Source organism: Nocardia pseudovaccinii NBRC 100343, from assembly GCF_001613225.1.
In the GTDB taxonomy this organism is placed as follows: Bacteria; Actinomycetota; Actinomycetes; order Mycobacteriales; family Mycobacteriaceae; genus Nocardia; species Nocardia pseudovaccinii.
In genome coordinates, this window is sequence record NZ_BDBY01000184.1 from 1 (window position 1) to 16,783 (window position 16,783).

The window sequence follows — 16,783 nt, forward strand, 5'->3', positions numbered from 1 at the left end:
CGTATCGTGGGCTCGCGGAACGGTCGAAAGGGCCGGTAGTGACATCGGCGCCGGAATTGGCGCCTCAGGTCTCCGCCGAACAGCGCACGCCGTAGGGTCGATTGCCCGGAGTGCGCCTGGGGATTGCGGGCGTTCTCCTCGGCGCTCACGTGTGGTAGGTCGGACCTGGCGTCGCGTATGGAGCACATACAGGTTCGATCGACGTCGACGATCACTGGCGGGGGATCCGGCTCTCGCTGGCCAATGGCCCCGGGGATGGGCAGCCGCCGGGGATGCGGGATAGGAACAAAGTCCGCTTCCCTCTGCGAGGCACCTCGATTTACCCAGTGCGACTGTGGGTTTCGAGTCGAAGAAGTTCACAGTGTGACCGGCGTCGCATGGGCGTGCCGTCATCCCGGCCGGAGTCGGCAATCGGGCCGGGCAGCGCCGTAGAGGTCGCCGCCGCGGATTATCACCAATGCAATGTTGGTTACCAGCCTTTCCGTTCTGGATAATCCAGGAGTGGACGCCCTCGACATGAATCTGCTGGTTGCTCTGGATGCGCTGCTGGAGACCAACAGCGTCACCCAGGCCGCCGAGCGGCTACACACTTCGGCGCCCGCGATGAGCCGAACGCTGGCCCGGCTGCGTCACGTGCTCGGCGATCCGCTGCTGGTGCGCGCGGGCCGCAATCTGGTGCCGACGCCGCGCGCGCTCGAATTGCGTTACGAGGTAAGCGTTCTGGTGGATCGGGGGCGGACGCTGCTCACCCCGCGCGGCGCACTCGACCCGACCACGCTGAAGCGCGACTTCGCCGTGCAGGCGGGCGATATGGTCCTCGGGGAATTGACGACGCCGCTGCTGGCCGCCGTCCGCGCACAGGCGCCCGGCGTGACACTGCACCTACTCCCGGATCGCGACGAGGGCACCGCCGCGCTGCGTGACGGTCGCGTCGATATCGAGGTCGGCGTCATCGAGCACACCGATCCCGAGACCACCGTGCAACGCGTCCTGCGCGACCGCGTGATCGGCGTTGCCGCACCGCAACATCCGCTGATCACCGATCGTGTGACCGTGGCGCGGTTCGCCGCTGCCGCCCACCTCGGCATCTCCCGCCGGGGTCGCGCCCGCGGCCCCATCGATGACCGCTTGGCCCTGCACGGCCGCACTCGCCGCGTCGTGGCCACTGTCCCCGACCTCACCAGCGCCCTGCTGGCGGTCCGCTCGGGCGATCTGATCTGCGCCGTCCCCGCCGCCCTCACCGCGACAACGCGCACCGCACTCGGCTTGTGCGCCTTCGAAATCCCCCTGCCCCTCCCCGAAATCGCCATCGCCATCGCGTGGCACCCCCGCAATACCGCCGACAACGCCCACCGATGGCTACGCGAATTGATCCGCGGCACCCTCACCGGGCTGGACTCGTCCGGCCGGTGACCAGCTCAGCCCTCGGTGCGGATCGCGAAGTTCGGATCCACGCCGGGTAGTTCGTTCGGCACGGAGGACGGGTCCGGGCGACCGAAGGGGCCGTGCGGGTTGCGCTTGAGTTCGTCGAGCATGGCCTGCAACTTGTCGACGTGCGAGGTGTCCTCACCGGTCCCCGCGCGGTGCGCGCCAGGGGACAGTGCGCCGTTGTCCTCGGTGCGTGGTGCGGTCATACCGGTGTCGGGACGGGTTGTCGGCGTTGGGGATTCGTAGCCATTGCGGGGCGGGGAGGTGAGCGGCTCCAAGCGGCCGTTGCTCGAGCCGACCGAGCCGAAGTCGAGCCGGTCGCCGGTGGTCGTGGGTTGGGAGTTGGTGTAGGTCGGCGCGGAAGGTTCCGTGCCGGCCGGTATGGCCGAGTCGAGCCATTCGGGGCGCGAGGTGGGTGCGGAGAGCGGCTCGCTGCGATAGGTCGGGGGGACCGCGGGTGGCACGGGCTGCGGTGTCCGTGAGGGGAGGGACGGAGAGTCGTTGGGCGTTGCGGGGCCGAAGGGTTCGAGGTGTTCGGTGCGGGTAATCGGCGCGGTGAATTCGGTCCGTGCGGGGCGGGGCGCGATGTCTTCGGGCGCTTTCAGCCGCTCGTTGCGCCCGGTCGTGGCGTCCAGAGGTCCGGTCGGGGTCGCTAGGCGCCCGTTGGCTCCGGTCGTCGGCGTGATGAGCTCGTTGCGGCCGGTCTTGGGCTCGAGGCGCTCGCTGGTTCCGGTGGTGTCGGGGCGGTTGTTGCGTCCGGTCGGCGTTTGGCTGAGTACGGTGGTGATGTCGGGGAGGTCGTTGCGGCCGGTCTCGGTGTGCGCGCTTGTGGTGTCGGCTCGCCCGTTTACGGCATCGAGACGGTCGCGACGTGACGGAATCGGTTCGCGCCGTTCCCTGGTCGCGGGTACGGGCTCCGGGCGGACCCGCAGCGCGGGTTCGGCCGGTTCGTCACTGGGCTCGACGGTGACGACCTGCTCCAACCGTGACCCGATCTTCGAAACATCCTCCCCGGTACGGAAAGCCCACGCCTCCAACTTGGCCAGGCGACCGGCCAGGTTACGGTCGTCATCCACGTGGGCGGCGACCGCGTCGAGTTTATTGCTCACCTCGCGCAGGGTCGTCGCGAGACTCGACAAGAGTGCGCCGATCGATTCGCCACTCCGCTCGTCGTGGTCCATCCCATACCTTCTTCCCCGTATCGCCCGAAACTCCGCTCGTGGCCGGCCGATTCTATCTGTCGATCGGTACCGACGCGGTTCGAGGACCGGCCGTGGCCGCGCCGTGCACCTTTCGTCCGGTTACACGGCGGCTCTCGGTCGCTCGTTCGGCTGCATCGGCCGTGTCCAGGGAATGGCCGCAACTATCAATCACCGGAATAACTATGGCAATGCTCTCGCGTGTCGCAATGAAATCGCTTGTGAGACAGCGCACATCGGCTGGTCGGAGCGTGTTCGCGGGTTGTGGCGCACCCGAGCGCGGGGTATAGGGGGCTGGCGGGCGGGCCAAAGCTGACGCACTCTTGATCTATGGCGTAGGTCGTACCTGACCTGCGGTGGTTTTGGGCAGGGGTGAGGTCGCGTGAGAACGAAGCAGCGCGTTGAGCGGGCGTGCGGGCGTCGGGCGATGCTCGCCGAATTGGGGTTGTCGGACGGTCGCGTCGCGGACACCCGGGTGCCGGATGGTCGCGCACCCGTCGGCGGAGCGGTGGGGGCAGGGGGATACGGCTGCACATGTCCGGAATGTGCCGCCGCGCAATGGGATATCCAGCGGCTGAAGTATTGGCTGTGCGGTCGGCTCGCGTCCTACGGTGCGGAGGTGGCCGAGGTGGACCGCCGGGTGGGTGACGTCCCGGTGGACGTGTTCTGGCGCAGCGGTGATCGGCAGTATGCCATCGAGGTCCGTACCGGCCCGCTGGATCGGGAGTCGGCCCAGCACCACACGACGCGGCTGCGCACCTCCGGATGTGACGGGGTGTTGTGGCTGTGCCCGCCGGGCTATTGGGTCGGGCATCTGCCCGCGCTCGGCATCGCCGACTTCGCCCCGCCCGCCTGCGATTACCGGGCCGAAGAGGGCATGTTGGACACTTCGAACAGCGCGGTCGTCCTGCCGCGCCGTGAACCCTATGAACTGCGCGATTTCCTGTACGGCTGGGTGCGGGGCGAAATCGTATGGGGCCACCGCGATGTGATGACAGGAGGATGGGCCACCGTGACCGACTGGGAACACCACACGAGGACGCAGGCCAGCGTCATCGCTCGGCAGCGCCAGGAGTTGGTCAACCAACGCACCACGCTGGCCCTGTCTCGAAAGTCCGTGCGGGACAAGCAGAAACAGATCCTGAAGCTCACCACCCGGCTGGAACGCGCCGAGGAGTCCGCACAGGATCGCGCGGACTCGCTGGCCGAGGTCAAGCGCAAGCTCGACAACCACCACCGCGTCGACGCCAGCCTGCGTGCCACCATCGTGAGTCTGCAGAAGGCGATCGGACACTGGCAGCTGATCACCTATTGCGCGATGATGCTTATCGTGACATTCATCGCGGGAGCGATGTTCGTGCGCTGAGGTGGTCGGCCGGATGGTTGCCGGTCAGCCGGAACGGCGCGCGGTCCCAACGCCATTCGTTGCGCAGCACCAGCGCGATCAGGTCGAGCAGATCCAGCTCGACCTCCGCACGCAACTGCCGCACCGCGGACCAGTACACCGGCCCGCGTTCGACCGACTCCCGCAGTCGACTCTCGGCCTCAGCAGCTACTTTGCGCCGCAATAGATCTGGGATCCCGATCTTGCTGCCCGTCCACACCAGCCAGCCCCAGCCGTTGGCATGCGCATGTGTGCGACCCGCCGCCGACTTGATCCGATTGATGTGGAAGCCGACATGTCCCAGCGGTTCGACATCGATCAGGACGACGCGGCCATCGGCCAGCCGTGCGGCGATGGTGGGGTAGTAGCTTCGTTCCGTGCCGTCTATTTCGAAGGTGACCGCACTCGGTTGCTCCTGGAATGTCTCGACCAGATCGCTCGCGTTCACCGTCCGAAGCAGCCGAGCCTCCAAGCCGGAATCGAACCCGATATCGCGTCCGACCTTACCGAGATAGAACCGCCCGCGTCCTTCGTCGTCGCCGTCGACGGTGCGCGCCGAGGCGATCGGCAGGGGAGCGGGTCCTGGCGCGGAGGCGGGCCAATCGACCTGTCCCAGCCATGAATTCAGCTCACTCGTCGCCAGCGGCTCGTGCAGTTTCGCCAACCGCCGGTTCGTCTTCTTCTGCCACCCCATGATCCGCTGCATGACATATCCGGCGACCCGCTTGGCATCCTCGCCCGCATGCCCCGCCAGGCGCAGCTTCAGATAAGCCAGCTCATTGGCGGCCAGATCGGTATCCGTCGCATAGGTCTCTACCAACAGCGCCCGCACCAACTGCTGATCTCGTGCCCCCACCGGGTACCGCGTCCCGAACACCTCGGCTGCCCGATGTCCACTCAACTGCGCTTCCCGCAGAATCTGCGCTACTGCCCGGGTATGCAACTGTCGAACCCGATCCCGCGACAGATCGAATCGAGCACCGATCCGCGCCAACGTCTCCGGCGCATCCCCGCTCACCCCGAGCCGAAATCCCACGATGTCGGCATCGCGCCGCTTGCGATCCCCCCGCATCTCGATCAATTCGCCCAATAGCTCGTTGATCTCCTCGAGATCGAACGACACATCCCCGGCGATATCGTCCAGCACCTCGGGATCGGCATAGTCGGTAGCCCGATCCCGCCCATCGGCCTCACTTGCCGTCACCTGCACCCCTGACCACGACTCGGCTCCACTCGATATGTGCGCCGTAGCCTAACGCCGACCACCGACAACCCGGCCCATCCCGCCGATCGCCCAACCGATCGGCCGCATCCGTCTCTGCCCGCTCGGTGTTAGTCCGCGCTGTCCTCGATATTTCCTGATCGTCGTGGGAAACGGTTCTATGCTCACGTCGTGGGTCGTTTCCGCAGCAACGCCGAGTTGGCGCTGTGGATCATTGTCGCGGCGGTCGCGTATTTTGCGGCCGCCGAGGTCGGGTTGCGTTTTGCCTTGGTCGGCAATCAGGTCACGCCGCTGTGGCCGCCGACCGGGGTCGCCCTCGCATGTCTGTTCTTATTCGGCCTGCGTGCCTGGCCGGGCATCACGCTCGGCGCGTTGGCGGTGAATGCCTTGCTCGGGCCGACGCTTCCTGCCGTCCTCATGATCGCTCTCGGCAACACGGTCGCTCCGGTGGTCGCGTACCTGCTGCTCCGAAGGGTCGGGTTCCGCAGCGATTTCGTCGGAGTACGTGACGTACTCGAACTCGTCTTCCTCGGCGCCCTCGCCGCAATGCTGATCAGCGCGACGGTCGGTACTGTCACTCTGCTCGTGGCCGGTGTGGTTTCCGCACACGGTTTCTGGGGCGCCTGGTTGGTGTGGTGGACCGGCGACGCCGTGGGCGTGCTGCTGATCGCACCGCTCATCCTTATCGGCAAAGGTATTCGCATACCCAAGGTCCGCAGTCCATTACGGGTAATCGAGGCCGCGATGCTCGCGATGGGCACATTCGTCGTCGCGGTATCGGCCACCGTGGTGTCGGCGAACCTGCTCTTCCTGGTCTTCCCGTTCGTGACCTGGGCCGCGATGCGCTTCCACCTGGCTGGCGCCCTGCCGTGTGCCCTGATCGCCTCGACCGTCGCCATCGTCGCCGTGACCCGCGACTTCCCGGCCTTCAGCGGCCTCGACCTGACCGCCAAAATGATCACCCTGCAAGCATTCAACGGCTCGGTCGCACTGACCGCCCTCATCCACGCCACCATCACCGCTCAACGCGACCGCGCCCGCCGAGCGGTAGACGACACCTGCACCCAACTGGCCCAAACCGTCCTCACCATCAGCCAGGGCCGCCCTTTGGAAGGCGTCATCGACACCGCCCCCCGCCTCCAAACCCAACCCCCCACGCCCGGCACCGCCTCGAGCTGAGGCCATTCCCACCCGCTATGGAGTGCCACACGCGAAATCGTCGGCGAGGTTGTCCCACATCCCAACCCAGTAGTTGCGGTCGTCCTTCATCGCCATAGGGTCGCGGATCGTCGACTGGTGCCATCGGTCGGCCAGGAGACGTTCGCCGATATCACGGTCCGCCCCAGCCAGCTCCCGCACGGTGGTTTGAAAAAGCCCCTGGAGCAACACAAACAGGGCGATGTCGGAATTGACCAACCGACGGTCGGACGGATCCTCCGCACAGATAAAGAACACCTGATCGGTGGCGACCTCCACAGCTACGCCGCATCCAGGATCGATATCCTCTGCCACGACGATGTATTCGCAGTCTTCCTGCCGGAACGAAAGCCGCAGGTTCCGGACGGGAATGAGGCCCGCCGAGTCGACTGTCTCGACCGCAGGCAGGCCCACGGTCGAGAGGAATTCACGGGTCGGCACCGACAGCCGTGGGCTGACCAGTTCGGGTGGCACCGGTTGAAGATGATCACCCCAGACCCGACGGATCTCCTCCGCGGTGACCTTGCCGACACGGCTCTGGTCGTTGTTCCCTGTCATCCTCCGCCAATTCTCCCCGCGAAAAACAAGAAAGCCCCGGTAAAAACCGGGGCTGACCTGGTAAAACGGTGGTGCGCGATACTGGGATTGAACCAGTGACCTCTTCCGTGTCAGGGAAGCGCTCTCCCGCTGAGCTAATCGCGCGAGGTGGAGACGGGAATCGAACCCGTGTGCACGGCTTTGCAGGCCGTTGCCTCACCACTCGGCCACTCCACCGTGCGAAGGGGGAAGGCTTTACTATTGCCTGGCCCTACTCCTCGAGCGGATGACGGGATTCGAACCCGCGACCCTCACCTTGGCAAGGTGATGCGCTACCAGCTGCGCTACATCCGCATTTGCATCTCTGGGGGCTTGCGGCCCTCCGTGGTGCGAGACAGAACATTAGCCGACGTTCGGCGCAACCTACAAATCCGCTGGTAGAAGAGCCTGAAGTTGAATTACACGGGTGTTGTTCGCGACGTGGGGTAGGGCGAATCCTGGGGTGAGCGTGCCCGAGCCGTGCCTTTCGCTTGCGCCACATCCGAACCCGCCGTAGGGCAGGGGCGTCGGCAAGCGGTATCGGGGTCGGCCCTGGCCAACCATGCCGCCGGGCGGGATCGAAGCCGAACCTCGCGCGCTCGGATGGCAAAGCCCGCGAGCCCTGATGGGTGGTCCCGCGGCTGTGCACGTGAACGGCTACTCCGGGACTCACTGCGCCACTCTGCAATTCACGACCCCGCGGCAATGCCAGCCGCGAATCTCGACGGCTGATCGCCCGTGTCGGGGTGGCGATTTGGTGGGACGCCGGTAGTGCGTGCTAAGGTTCCATCTCGTTCGAACGGCTGCTCTGCCGCCGCTCGAACACCAAGTTCGGTCCCATAGCTCAGCGGGAGAGCGTCCGCCTCACACGCGGAAGGTCGCTGGTTCGAAACCAGCTGGGACCACCCACTGAACGAGGTCGGTGCACAGCGAGTGCCCGGCCTTCTTTCGTATCGGCACAGTGTCCGCCGCATCTCCGATCGATCCCGACCCGGGATACCTCCTGTCATGCTGTGACTTGGGTCACATTTTGATAGCAGTTAGTCCCATTTGCAACATAAGCCTTTCCATGTGCTTTGCGAAGTCTTTACTATTGCGGCTGACCTTCGCGTCATGGGTCACTGCTTCACGAAGCTGCTCCATGCAGAGCAGATGTAGCACCCAGCGTTCTCAGAAAGCTTCGCCCGCCGCTCGCTTTCGATGCCAGTACATGTTCGACCGATGAACCGATCGGCTCCACGCCGTTTCGGCGAAGGAGAATAATGTCCACCGACACCGATCCCGTACCACGGACGTCGCCGCTTCGCGCAAGTCTTCCAGCGAGTCTCGCCGCCGTCGGCCGCCACGACCTACCCGCTTCGGTTGTGGTTTTCCTTGTCGCACTACCACTTTCACTAGGCATCGCGGTCGCCTCGGGCGCACCGGTTGCCGCTGGACTCATCGCCGCCGTCGTCGGCGGTGTCGTCGCCGGGCTACTAGGTGGCTCGGCCGTGCAGGTCAGCGGGCCGACGGCCAGTCTCACCGTTGTCGTTGCCGAGAGCGTGCACCAGTTCGGTTGGGCCGCTACCTGTTTCATCACCATAGGTGCGGGCCTATTGCAGATTCTGTTCGGGCTCAGTCGCGTTGCGCGCGGCGCGCTCGCCATCGCACCGGTGGTGGTCCATGCAATGCTCGCCGGTATCGGCGTCATCATCGCGCTGCAACAGGTCCATATTCTGCTCGGCGGCAACTCGCTGAGTTCGTCGTACGCCAGCCTCACCCAGCTGCCGCATCAGTTGATGTCGGTGCACCGCGGCGATTTATTCGTCGGCCTGGTGGTGATCATCATCCTGATCGGGTGGAAATTCGTCCCGCCCATGATCCGCGTCGTGCCGGGGCCGCTCGTTGCCGTGGTGGTCGCCACGATCCTGTCGCTGGTACTGCCGACCCAGGTCGAGCGCGTCGTGCTGAATGGTTCGCTACTCGATTCGATCGGTTTGCCCGCGATACCGTCCGGCAGTTGGTTCGCCGTCGCGACGGCCATGGTGACGATCGCGCTGATCGCCAGCATAGAAAGCCTGCTCTCGGCGGTCGCCGTGGACAAGACGCGCCCTGACCATCGAACCAATTTCGATCGTGAGCTGATCGGGCAGGGCTCGGCCAATGTGGTGTCGGGTCTGCTCGGTGGTCTGCCGATCGCGGCCGTGATCGTCCGCAGTATTACCAATGCCCACGCTGGGGCGCGGACCAGGGCCGCGACAGTGCTGCACGGTGTGTGGATCCTGCTGTTCGCGGTCGCGCTGGCCGGCTTGGTGCAGCAGATTCCGAAGGCGGCACTCGCGGGGCTGCTCATCCTCGTCGGCGTTCAACTGGTGAAGCTGGCCCATATCCGGTTGGCTCGCCGCAACGGCGATCTGTTCGTCTACGTGGCCACGGTACTGGGCGTGGTGTTCCTGAACCTGTTGCAAGGCATGGTGATCGGACTCGTACTCGCCTTCGCCCTGCTGCTGTGGCGGGTGGTGCGGGTGAGCATCCATGCCGAACCGGTGGCCGATACCCGCCGCTGGCTGATCACCATCGATGGCACCTGCACCTTCCTTGCGCTGCCCAAGCTGACCGCGGAACTGGCGAAGGTCCCCGCCGAGGTGGACGTGACCATCGAGATGACGGTCGACTTCCTCGACCACGCCTCCTATGAGCTGATCGCCGACTGGGCCGGTCTGCGTGAGGCCGCGGGTGGCACAGTCGATTTCGTCGAAATCGGCAGTGCGCGGATGGCGACCGCGGTGGCGGGCCCGCCGGAACGTGGGCGCTCGCGTCAGGTCATCGATGAGGTCATCGGGCCGTGGCGGCGCACGGGTAACCGGGAGGATCGGATCGCGGCGGGTATCGCCGCCTATCATCGCGGCCACGCCCATCTGATGCGTCCCCATCTGCACGGATTGCGCAACCGGCCCGACGCCGACACTTTCTTTCTGACCTGCGCTGATGCCCGTATCGTGCCGAATGTCATCACCAATAGCGGGCCGGGGGATCTGTTCACCGTCCGCAACGTGGGCAATCTGGTCCCGTCCGGTGGCAGCGACGTCTCGGTGGAGGCCGCGTTGGTCTACGCGCTGGAGAAGCTGGACGTACGCGCGGTTGTGGTCTGCGGGCACTCCGGTTGCGGGGCGATGGACGCACTGCACCGAGAGGTTCGCACAGGGCCTGGCCTGGGCGACTGGCTCGCGTACGCACGGCCCAGCCTGGACCGGTTCCGGCTCGGACATCCGGTCGCCGATGCCGCGGCATTCGCCGGATTCGGCCCGGTCGATCAGCTGGGCATGGTGAATGTGGCACTGCAACTGGAGCGGTTGCACGCCCATCCCGTGGTCCGGCGCGGGGTGGAGGAACGGGGAGTGGCGGTGTCCGGACTGTTCTTCGATCTCGCGACGGCCCGGGTCATCGAGGTGACCATGGACGGCATTGCCGAGTTCGACGACGAGCTGACGGTCGAAGCGTTCGAAGAGTTGGCCGATGTGCGCGGCGTGGCTGCCGAGCCCGTCTAGCCGCCGAGTGCCGGGCCGAATGATGCGGCCCGACAGGCGAACTCGGCACGAATGTGTCACGTTTCACACCGATTCGGAGGTATGGATTCGAGCACTTCGAGGCAACTTCTCAGGCTTTGCTAAGTCTTTACTAATAGCCTTGATGCGATTTACGTCTCGACCCATCGCTGTGTCGGGAACTGCTTCACCGCGAGATGCCGGTTCGCGGTCTGTGCCCTGCTGGACATTTTGATCGTCAACCGACCTCGGCGTTCGCGCCGAGTCGGCGAAGGAGAAGTCAATGGCTATTGATAGCGCTGTAGCCGCACCACCGTTACCGCCCGCCGAACAGGGCGAGGGCCATCGCAGTTCCGAACCTCTGTCCGATCGATTGACATCGATCCTGCGCCACGATCTGCCGTCCTCTATCGTGGTCTTCCTGGTCGCGTTGCCGCTGTCCCTCGGCATCGCGGTCGCCTCCGGCGCGCCCGTCGCCGCCGGACTCATCGCCGCTGTCATCGGCGGGATCGTCGCTGGCACGCTGGGTGGTTCGGTACTGCAGGTCAGCGGCCCTGCCGCGGGTCTGACCGTCGTCGTCGCCGAATCCATCAACCAATTTGGTTGGCGCACAACGACTTTCATTGTCGTTGCGGCAGGTGTGCTGCAAATCCTATTCGGGCTCAGCCGGATTGCGCGGGCCGCGTTGGCCGTCGCGCCGGTGGTGGTGCACGCGATGCTCGCGGGCATCGGCATAACCATTGCGCTGCAACAGGTTCACGTGCTGCTCGGTGGGTCCTCGCACAGTTCTGCCTGGAACAACATCGCCCAGTTGCCCTCGCAGTTGTTGTCGCTGGACGGTGATGACGCGATCATCGGCGCGGTGGTTATCGCGATCATGCTCGGCTGGCGCCGGATGCCCGCGAAGGTGCGGGCGGTGCCCGGACCGCTGGTGGCGGTCTTGGTCTGCACGGTGCTGTCGCTGGTGCTGCCCTTCGAGGCCGAGCGAATCGTGTTGAACGGCTCGCTGTTCGACGCAATCGGCCTACCGCGGATCCCCAGTGGTAACTGGTCGGCGGTGGCGCTGATGATTCTGACCGTCGCGCTCATCGCCAGCGTCGAGAGTCTGTTATCGGCGGTAGCCGTGGACAAGATGCACACCGGTAAGCGCACCAATTTCGATCGCGAGCTGATCGGTCAGGGCTCGGCAAATGTGCTCTCGGGTCTACTAGGCGGCCTGCCGGTCACCGGCGTGATCGTGCGCAGTGCCACCAACGTGCAGGCGGGTGCGCGCAGCCGTGCCTCGGCCGTGCTGCACGGCTGCTGGATACTACTGTTCTCGGTCGTCCTGGCCGGGGTGGTGCAGCAGATTCCGAAGTCCGTGCTCGCTGGTCTGCTGATCGTCATCGGTATCCAGCTGGTGAAGCTGGCCCACATCAAGATGGCCAGGCGCACCGGCGATCTGCTCATCTATGCTGTCACCATCTTCGGCGTGGTCTTCCTGAATCTGCTGGAAGGCGTAATCATCGGTCTGGCACTGGCTTTCGGGCTGCTGCTTTGGCGTGTCGTTCGAGTCGCCGTGGCGGCCGAGCGGATTCCCGATTCGCGGCGCTGGCTGCTCACCATCGATGGTTCCTGCACTTTTCTCGCGCTGCCGAAGCTGTCCGCGGAGTTCGCGAAAGTGCCCGCAGGCGTGGACGTCACCGTCGAGATGACGGTCGACTTCCTCGACCATGCCGCCTTCGAAGCCATCGAGGACTGGGTGCGGCAGCAGGAAAGCACCGGCGGTGCCGTCGATTTCGTGGAAATCGGCAGTGCGCGGATGGCGCACGCGACCGCCGGTCCGCCCGCCCGCGGATTCGGGCGCGCGGTGCTCGACGAGATCCTCGGCCCGTGGCGCGGCGACGACGCGAATACCGACCGAGTGACCTCGGGTGTCGCCGCCTACCATCGCAGCCACGCCCATGTCGTACGTCCGCATCTGGACGAACTGCGTGACCGCCAGGATCCCGATACCTTCTTCCTGACCTGCGCGGACTCCCGAGTTGTTCCGAACATCATCACCAGCAGCGGTCCCGGTGACATGTTCACGGTGCGCAATGTGGGCAATCTGGTGCCGGACAGCGGCGACGCGTCGGTGGAGGCCGCACTGGTCTTCGCGCTCAACGAGCTGAATATCCGGTCCATCGTGGTGTGCGGGCATTCGTCGTGCGGTGCCATGAAGGCGCTGCATTCCGGCACCGATGACGGACCGGGGATCGGGCCGTGGCTCGCGCATGCGCACCCGAGCATGGAGCAGTTCCGGCTCGGGCACCCGGTGGCGCAGGCGGCCGCGGCCGTCGGCTTCGGTGAGGTCGACCAGTTGAGCATGGTCAATGTGGCCGTGCAGTTGGAAACGCTGCACCGGCATCCCGCCGTGCGTGCGGCGGTGGCCGAGCGTGGCGTGACGGTGTCGGGTCTGTTCTTCGATATCGCCAGCGCGCGCGTCATCGAGGTGACCGTGAATGGCCTCGCCCATATCGACGACACCGGCGCGCGGGTCACGCCGGAACTCGTCTGAGCCGATGACAGCTGGACCCGCCCGACCTCGCTCGGGCGGGTCCACGCATGTCGCTCGTAGGCTGATGGAGATGAGTGTCGAGTTGGAATCCGAACCCACGCGCACCGGATGGCGCGCCTTCCGCGCCCGGCTGGCCGCGCGGCCTACGCTGAACCTCGCCTACCGGATCGGGGTCGCGGTGGTCGGCATCGCGGTGCTGGTCGTCGGAATCCTGGCGATTCCCTATCCCGGCCCCGGCTGGGCGATCGTATTCGCCGGACTTGGCATTCTCGCCACCGAATTCGCCTGGGCGCGCCGGGCGCTCGGCTGGCTGCGTGACAAGTACCGGCAGGGTATGGCGTGGTACGCCGCACGGGGCCCGGCCATGCGGGTGTTCGCGGCGGTGGCGACCTTCGCGCTGGTCCTCGCGACACTATGGGTATTGGGAACATTCGGGTTGGTCGGCGGCTGGATCGGAGTCGAATGGCAGTGGTTGCACAGTCCCCTGGAACGGTGAACACGGTCCCCGGCCGCACCCTGACCGAACCGGACTGGCTGTCGGCCCGCATCGCGGAAATGGGCCGCTCCTGGGGCACCGCCGAACCGCGCGTTTCCGGCACGCTCTGGTGGTGCATGGTCGCATCGGCACTGGTCGAACAACTCGCATGCGCCTACGCGAACGAGAAACCGGCGCCGGTGCCGTTCCTGGACCACCTCGACTGTGAGGTCCGCCCGGACGGCGGCATCGAACGAGTCCATATCCACCCCGTCGCAGGTGTGGGCGTAGGGCATGGCCTCGACGATGACAGCGGTGCACCGCACGATTCCGACGCCGCGCTCGGCCATGCCTGCGCGCAGGCGTTGCGGGAGACCTTGGCGGCCGTGATCGGCCCCGTAGCGGGGGTCTCCGGTGCGGGAGTGCCCGCACTCTGGGCGATTGCCGCTGATGCCATCGGGAACCGGGCCCTCGACGCGGGGAATCCCGAGGCCGGGACGCGGCTCGCGGGCGAGGTCGGTGGGAAGCTGCCGGTACCGCGGTTCGTGGATGTCGGCGGGCGGACCTTTGTCCGCCGGATCTCGTGCTGCCTGGTCTTCGAAGTGCCCGGCTGCGAAATGTGCACCAGCTGCCCGAAGCGGCCCGCCGCTGAACGCAAGGCACTCCTGGCTCGGCTCGCCGCCGAAAGCTGATCGCCCGCAAGGTATTCAGCGTCCACGCAAGGTACCCGAACATCCGGGATCGGCGGCGCGCGCACTTTCCCGGCATGGGAGCGAGACTGTTCGCGCGAACCTGGCAGAAATCGCCGGATCGGCCGAGCAGAGCGCACTCGGCGCAATCCGTCGAACCCGGCGTCGGTCCGGACGAGGCGGGTCCGCGGCGCCGACGGGCGCACCGCATCGAACCGGCGGCAGTCGCATGACGGAACCGATTGCCTGATGTCACGTTCTGGTCTCGCGCAACGGCGCCGGTCGACCCGCGACGCGGCGATCCGAGTCCATCGACGCGGGGCCGCCAGGGTGCCGATAGCATGGTCGCGCCGGAGGAATTCGCCTCCGACGATGACCCGTGGGCAACCGCCCGCACCAGCGCGGGAACACGCCCGCCAGCGAACGCCAAGGAGTCTCTCGCCGTGACCACCTCAGCACCTATCAGCCCTGTCGCCCTCGTTCGGGTGCCGGCCGGGACGACGGCGGGTGCCGCGGTGCGCGAGGCGGGGCTGCCGACGAAGGGGCCGGACACCATCGTCGTGGTACGCGATGCGGAGGGGCTCAAGGATCTGTCCTGGACCCCCGACACCGATGCCGAGGTCGAGCCGGTCGCCGCCAATACCGAGGACGGCCGCAGCGTGATCCGGCATTCGGCAGCGCATGTGCTGGCCCAGGCCGTGCAGCAGGAGTTCCCCGAGGCCAAGCTCGGCATCGGCCCGCCCATCAAGGACGGCTTCTACTACGACTTCCAGGTGGACCGGCCGTTCACCCCCGAGGATCTGGCCAAGCTGGAATCCCGGATGAAGAAGATCGTCAAAGGCGCGCAGCGGTTTTCGCGCCGAGTGGTCGAGGTCGACGACGCGCGTGTCGAACTGGCGAAGGAGCCGTTCAAGCTCGAGCTGATCAGCGACAAGTCCGGTATCGACGATCCGGAGGTCATGGAGGTCGGCGGCAAAGAGCTGACCATCTACGACAACCTGGATCCGCGCACCGGCGACAGGGTGTGGGGCGATCTGTGCCGCGGTCCGCACATCCCGACCACCAAATTCATCCCCGCCTTCAAGCTGACCCGCAGCTCCGCCGCCTACTGGCGCGGCGACCAGAACCGCGAGGATCTGCAGCGCATCTACGGCACCGCCTGGGAATCGCAGGAGTCCCTGGACGAGCATCTGCACCTGCTCGAGGAGGCCGAGCGCCGCGACCACCGCAAACTCGGTCTGGAGCTGGACCTGTTCAGCTTCCCGGACGAACTCGGCTCCGGCCTGCCGGTCTTCCATCCCAAGGGCGGCATCATCCGCAAGGAACTCGAGGAGTACTCGCGCCGCCGCCACGTCGCCGCGGGCTACGAATTCGTCAATACGCCGCACATCACCAAGGGACATCTGTTCGAGGTCTCCGGTCACCTGGACTGGTACAAGGACGGCATGTTCCCGGCCATGCACCTGGACGCCGAACTCAATGAAGACGGCACCGTCCGCAAGCCCGGCCAGGACTACTACGTCAAGCCGATGAACTGCCCGATGCACAACCTGATCTTCCGCTCGCGCGGCCGGTCCTATCGGGAGCTGCCGCTGCGGATGTTCGAGTTCGGCTCGGTCTACCGCTACGAGAAGTCCGGTGTCGTGCACGGCCTGACCAGGGTGCGCGGCATGACCCAGGACGATGCGCACATCTACTGCACCAAGGAGCAGATGCACGCCGAGCTGACCAGCACGCTGCAATTCGTGCTCGGGCTGCTCGCCGACTACGGCCTCGACGACTTCTACCTCGAGCTGTCCACCAAGGATCCGAAGAAGTTCGTCGGCTCCGAGGAGATGTGGGAGGAGGCCACCGAGACTCTGCGCAAGGTGGCCACCGACTCCGGACTGGAGCTGGTCCCGGATCCGGGCGGTGCCGCCTTCTACGGACCGAAGATCTCCGTACAGGCCAAGGATGCGCTCGGGCGCACCTGGCAGATGTCGACCATCCAGCTCGACTTCAACCTGCCCGAGCGCTTCAACCTGGAATACACCGCCTCCGACGGCACCAAGCAGCGGCCGGTAATGATCCACCGCGCACTGTTCGGTTCCATCGAACGCTTCTTCGGTGTGCTCACCGAACATTACGCAGGCGCCTTCCCCGCCTGGCTCTCGCCGGTCCAGGTCGTCGGCATCCCGGTCGCGGAAACCTTTGTGCCGCATCTGGATTCGGTCATCGAGCAGCTGCAGGAAGCGGGTATCCGCGCGCAGGTCGATCGCAGCGACGACCGGATGCAGAAGAAGATCTTCAACAACACCGCGCAGAAGATCCCGTTCATGCTGCTCGCCGGTGAGCGTGATGTGAACGCGGGCGCGGTCAGCTTCCGCTTCCGCGACGGCACCCAGGTCAACGGCGTGCAGGTCGCCGCCGCGGTGGCCACGATCGTGGAATGGATCGCGAACCGGGAGAACGCCTCGCCGACCGCCGAGGGTTTTGTGGTGAAGGGCCCGGAATGAGCAGTCAGGGCCCGGAGGAGGCAGCGGGCGTACCACGGAGGGCCCCGCACATACC

11 protein-coding genes and 4 tRNA genes are annotated in these 16,783 nt (G+C 66.0%); 9 read left to right on the forward strand and 6 right to left on the reverse strand.

The window, feature by feature from the left end; genetic code table 11:
- Window positions 1-462 precede the first annotated feature (462 nt).
- Window positions 463-1,413, forward strand: a complete 951-nt coding sequence (locus NP3_RS22875; RefSeq protein ID WP_063043652.1) for a LysR family transcriptional regulator — start codon at window positions 463-465, stop codon at window positions 1,411-1,413.
- A 5-nt stretch (window positions 1,414-1,418) separates the two neighbouring features.
- Here the strand turns inward: NP3_RS22875 and NP3_RS22880 are convergent, their stop codons facing one another.
- The gene (locus NP3_RS22880) at window positions 1,419-2,609 is read right to left on the reverse strand and encodes a hypothetical protein (RefSeq protein ID WP_063043653.1); all 1,191 of its coding nucleotides are present in this window, start codon (window positions 2,607-2,609) and stop codon (window positions 1,419-1,421) included.
- 400 nt (window positions 2,610-3,009) lie between these two features.
- Here NP3_RS22880 and NP3_RS22885 point away from each other — a divergent pair, with 400 nt between their 5' ends.
- On the forward strand, window positions 3,010-3,993 hold the full coding sequence (locus NP3_RS22885) for a hypothetical protein (RefSeq protein WP_245721071.1): 984 nt from the start codon (window positions 3,010-3,012) through the stop codon (window positions 3,991-3,993).
- Here the strand turns inward: NP3_RS22885 and NP3_RS22890 are convergent.
- On the reverse strand, window positions 3,965-5,215 hold the full coding sequence (locus tag NP3_RS22890) for a sigma factor-like helix-turn-helix DNA-binding protein (RefSeq protein ID WP_245721072.1): 1,251 nt from the start codon (window positions 5,213-5,215) through the stop codon (window positions 3,965-3,967). The two genes, NP3_RS22885 and NP3_RS22890, sit on opposite strands and share 29 nt — an antisense overlap.
- A gap of 189 nt (window positions 5,216-5,404) precedes the next feature.
- Between NP3_RS22890 and NP3_RS22895 the strand changes: the two genes are divergently transcribed.
- Complete coding sequence (locus NP3_RS22895) at window positions 5,405-6,412, forward strand: MASE1 domain-containing protein (protein WP_063824866.1); 1,008 nt, start codon at window positions 5,405-5,407, stop codon at window positions 6,410-6,412.
- Window positions 6,413-6,427: 15 nt separating this feature from the next.
- On the opposite strand, the gene NP3_RS22900 is transcribed toward NP3_RS22895, so the two are convergent.
- From NP3_RS22900 to NP3_RS22915, 4 genes are all read right to left on the reverse strand, one after another.
- Window positions 6,428-6,988: an SUKH-4 family immunity protein gene (locus tag NP3_RS22900; protein ID WP_063043654.1), complete on the reverse strand. Its 561-nt coding sequence runs from the start codon at window positions 6,986-6,988 to the stop codon at window positions 6,428-6,430.
- A 69-nt stretch (window positions 6,989-7,057) separates the two neighbouring features.
- Window positions 7,058-7,132 (reverse strand) — tRNA-Val (locus NP3_RS22905).
- Window position 7,133: 1 nt separating this feature from the next.
- Window positions 7,134-7,204: transfer RNA gene (locus NP3_RS22910), tRNA-Cys, on the reverse strand.
- Window positions 7,205-7,248: 44 nt separating this feature from the next.
- Window positions 7,249-7,321 (reverse strand) — tRNA-Gly (locus NP3_RS22915).
- 518 nt (window positions 7,322-7,839) lie between these two features.
- Between NP3_RS22915 and NP3_RS22920 the strand changes: the two genes are divergently transcribed.
- The 6 genes from NP3_RS22920 (at window position 7,840) to thrS (ending at window position 16,728) form a co-directional block, all read left to right on the forward strand.
- Window positions 7,840-7,911, forward strand: a tRNA-Val gene (locus tag NP3_RS22920).
- A 357-nt stretch (window positions 7,912-8,268) separates the two neighbouring features.
- Window positions 8,269-10,533, forward strand: a complete 2,265-nt coding sequence (locus NP3_RS22925; RefSeq protein WP_084508826.1) for a SulP family inorganic anion transporter — start codon at window positions 8,269-8,271, stop codon at window positions 10,531-10,533.
- Between the two features lie 280 nt (window positions 10,534-10,813).
- Complete coding sequence (locus tag NP3_RS22930) at window positions 10,814-13,069, forward strand: solute carrier family 23 protein (protein ID WP_063043655.1); 2,256 nt, start codon at window positions 10,814-10,816, stop codon at window positions 13,067-13,069.
- 70 nt (window positions 13,070-13,139) lie between these two features.
- Window positions 13,140-13,565, forward strand: coding sequence for a TIGR02611 family protein (locus NP3_RS22935; RefSeq protein WP_157124469.1), 426 nt, complete (start codon window positions 13,140-13,142; stop codon window positions 13,563-13,565).
- Window positions 13,562-14,236, forward strand: coding sequence for a (2Fe-2S)-binding protein (locus tag NP3_RS22940; protein ID WP_063824867.1), 675 nt, complete (start codon window positions 13,562-13,564; stop codon window positions 14,234-14,236). Before NP3_RS22935 ends, NP3_RS22940 begins: the two co-directional genes overlap by 4 nt.
- A gap of 440 nt (window positions 14,237-14,676) precedes the next feature.
- On the forward strand, window positions 14,677-16,728 hold the full coding sequence (gene thrS, locus NP3_RS22945; RefSeq protein WP_063043693.1) for a threonine--tRNA ligase: 2,052 nt from the start codon (window positions 14,677-14,679) through the stop codon (window positions 16,726-16,728).
- Window positions 16,729-16,783: the final 55 nt, after the last annotated feature.

Excerpts from the sequence above, each read along its gene's own strand:
- NP3_RS22875 (WP_063043652.1), top strand. The coding sequence starts at position 463 with ATGTTGGTTACCAGCCTTTCCGTTCTGGATAATCCAGGAGTGGACGCC.
- NP3_RS22880 (WP_063043653.1), bottom strand. The coding sequence starts at position 2,609 with ATGGACCACGACGAGCGGAGTGGCGAATCGATCGGCGCACTCTTGTCG.
- NP3_RS22900 (WP_063043654.1), bottom strand. The coding sequence starts at position 6,988 with ATGACAGGGAACAACGACCAGAGCCGTGTCGGCAAGGTCACCGCGGAG.
- NP3_RS22925 (WP_084508826.1), top strand. The coding sequence starts at position 8,269 with ATGTCCACCGACACCGATCCCGTACCACGGACGTCGCCGCTTCGCGCA.
- NP3_RS22930 (WP_063043655.1), top strand. The coding sequence starts at position 10,814 with ATGGCTATTGATAGCGCTGTAGCCGCACCACCGTTACCGCCCGCCGAA.
- NP3_RS22935 (WP_157124469.1), top strand. The coding sequence starts at position 13,140 with ATGAGTGTCGAGTTGGAATCCGAACCCACGCGCACCGGATGGCGCGCC.